The sequence below is a fragment of the Methyloceanibacter marginalis genome, from assembly GCF_001723295.1.
In the GTDB taxonomy this organism is placed as follows: domain Bacteria; phylum Pseudomonadota; class Alphaproteobacteria; order Rhizobiales; family Methyloligellaceae; genus Methyloceanibacter; species Methyloceanibacter marginalis.
Window position 1 is genome coordinate 1 of record NZ_LPWD01000408.1, and the last position, 1,947, is coordinate 1,947.

4 protein-coding genes and 1 tRNA gene are annotated in these 1,947 nt (G+C 64.0%); 2 read left to right on the forward strand and 3 right to left on the reverse strand.

Going from position 1 to position 1,947, the window contains the following annotated elements; all coding sequences use genetic code 11:
• Positions 1 to 21: 21 nt before the first annotated feature.
• Both AUC71_RS13710 and AUC71_RS18075 read right to left on the reverse strand, forming a co-directional pair.
• Positions 22 to 513, reverse strand: a complete 492-nt coding sequence (locus tag AUC71_RS13710; RefSeq protein ID WP_069624687.1) for a DUF6790 family protein — start codon at positions 511 to 513, stop codon at positions 22 to 24.
• Between the two features lie 44 nt (positions 514 to 557).
• Entirely contained in the window at positions 558 to 833 is a 276-nt protein-coding gene (locus AUC71_RS18075) for a hypothetical protein (RefSeq protein WP_244500967.1), read from the reverse strand.
• A gap of 175 nt (positions 834 to 1,008) precedes the next feature.
• Between AUC71_RS18075 and AUC71_RS13715 the strand changes: the two genes are divergently transcribed.
• Both AUC71_RS13715 and AUC71_RS13720 read left to right on the forward strand, forming a co-directional pair.
• Positions 1,009 to 1,084, forward strand: a tRNA-Asn gene (locus tag AUC71_RS13715).
• Between the two features lie 347 nt (positions 1,085 to 1,431).
• Positions 1,432 to 1,788 (forward strand): EF-hand domain-containing protein, encoded by a 357-nt coding sequence (locus AUC71_RS13720; RefSeq protein ID WP_069624688.1) that lies wholly within the window; start codon positions 1,432 to 1,434, stop codon positions 1,786 to 1,788.
• Between the two features lie 68 nt (positions 1,789 to 1,856).
• Here AUC71_RS13720 and AUC71_RS22830 read toward each other — a convergent pair.
• A partial coding sequence (locus AUC71_RS22830) for an allophanate hydrolase-related protein (protein WP_425283391.1) occupies positions 1,857 to 1,947 on the reverse strand: 91 nt, incomplete at its 5' end.

Sequence of the window (1,947 nt, forward strand, 5' to 3'; positions counted from 1 at the left end):
CACGAAGCTTCTCCCGCCCGCTTACGATCCTCGCCGCTGGAAGCCGCCGCAGCGGAAATGGAGATAGAGCAGCACCAGCAGCCAGATCGCGACGAAACCGTCGGCGAAGATCATCAGGAAATTGTACGGCGCGTAATTGTCCGCGGTGACGGTCTGGTAGACGTGGCCGGCGGCGGCGCCGAGCATGAACAGGGACCAGCCGAGCCCGGTGGCGAGCCAGAACAGGCCGCCGATCCAAATGCACAGAAATCCCAGCACGCCCCAGGCGCCGTCGTGAACGCCGACCTCGAATTGGAACGGGCTCGGCGACCAGCCAATCATCTTGGCGGCCTGATCGGGAAAGAAGACATGGGGAATGAAGCCGAACACGAAGCCGAAAACGCCGACGTCGAGCACGAGCGCGTAGAGCAAGAGCACACGAACGACGCGCGCCTTGGTCCGGGGTTCGCGGGTCAGCGCAAGATGCAGCAGCGGCAGGACGACGCTCAGGGCGGCGATGGCTAGGCCGATCATTGTTGTCCCCCCTCGCCGACCGAAGCCCCGAAGGGCTCAAGCGATCACTTTGCCTTCGGCCCCGGCCCAGCGTCAACGTCGCGGCCCGTCTCGTCGTCCTTCTTGCGGTACCACCACACGGTGAGCTGACGCCGCCAGCGGCGGACGGCCGGCAGATCGACCGACAGGACGAGGAAGCCGAGCGGGATCATCCAGAAGCCGAGCACCGGCAGGAAGCCCAGGAGGCCGCAGCCGATCAGCACGATGCCGAGGCCGATGCGTAAGGGCTTCGACTTGGGCAGATGCCAGTGACTGTTGAAGAGGCGGACCTTGTGGGCCATGCGCGTTTCCTGGGGGCCGGACGCTGGAGTCCGGACGCCCGACATAGGGGTTCGGCGGAGGCGCCGCAAGGCGGGCGAATTTCGCGGCCGCCCGAGGGCGCAAAGCGCTGGAAAGGCGCCCGGCGTTTTGCTATCACCCCCTTCAGCGCAGCTCGACGAAGAGCCTGCGCTCTGCTCCCCGGTAGCTCAGTTGGTAGAGCAAGCGGCTGTTAACCGCTGGGTCGCTGGTTCGAGTCCGGCCCGGGGAGCCAACTTTTTCAGCCAAATCTCCTCCCGTTTTTGACAGTCGAAAACCTGCAGCAGCGCGCTGGTAGAGGCCATGGGTCCGGCATAGACAGCCCTCGCGAGCAGCGCTCCCTGACAGTCTCCTAAGGCCCAAAGTCCGGCCTATTTCCCGGGTGCCAAACGCAGCACTCGGGCGATGATCTCTGGCATCCCCGGCGCGGAAAATGTGTTGCCGGGGATTTGGAAGGTTTGACCTTGATTGAGCACCGAAAGAAGGCCCCCGTTGTAGGGCCGCAAAATGCGGCGGGAGGACCGTTTCCCGGAAGGGGCGACGGCATCAATCGGTAGCACTAACTACCAGGGAGAGAACGCAATGACCAAGTACTGGGCCGCTTTCATTTCGGCCGCTTTCGTTTCGGCTCTGCTGCTTTCGGGAACGCCCGCTGTCGCCGCCAGCTGGGCTGACGGTTTCAAAGCTTGCGACGCCGACGGCAGCGGCACCATCAGCCGCGTGGAGTGGAACAGCTGCGAATCGAAGGTGGGCGATCCGACGATGAACCCGACCTTCACGATGATGGACAAGGACACCAACAACAGCATCGATCAGGCCGAATGGGCCGGCGGAGCAAAGCAGAAGACGGCCATCGGCAATAACTGCAAAGAGGCCGAGGGCTCCTGGTGTCCGTGCCAGAACAATCCCGACGATCCGGCGTGTCAGCAGTCCAACTAGCCTGACTTCCGGCACCACTTCAAAGGCGGTTGGCGATAAAGCCAATCGCCTTTTTCATTCTCGGCGCGTCACGCGCCCGCGCCACGGCCGAGCCAGGCGCGCCAGCCGCCGAACGCGGTGATATCTTCCGCGCCCTCGACCGCGTGCGCCTCGCAGAGA

What these genes read in the sequence shown, in the direction of transcription:
- AUC71_RS13710 (WP_069624687.1), bottom strand. Translation starts at nt 513, where the DNA reads ATGATCGGCCTAGCCATCGCCGCCCTGAGCGTCGTCCTGCCGCTGCTG.
- AUC71_RS18075 (WP_244500967.1), bottom strand. Translation starts at nt 833, where the DNA reads ATGGCCCACAAGGTCCGCCTCTTCAACAGTCACTGGCATCTGCCCAAG.
- AUC71_RS13720 (WP_069624688.1), top strand. Translation starts at nt 1,432, where the DNA reads ATGACCAAGTACTGGGCCGCTTTCATTTCGGCCGCTTTCGTTTCGGCT.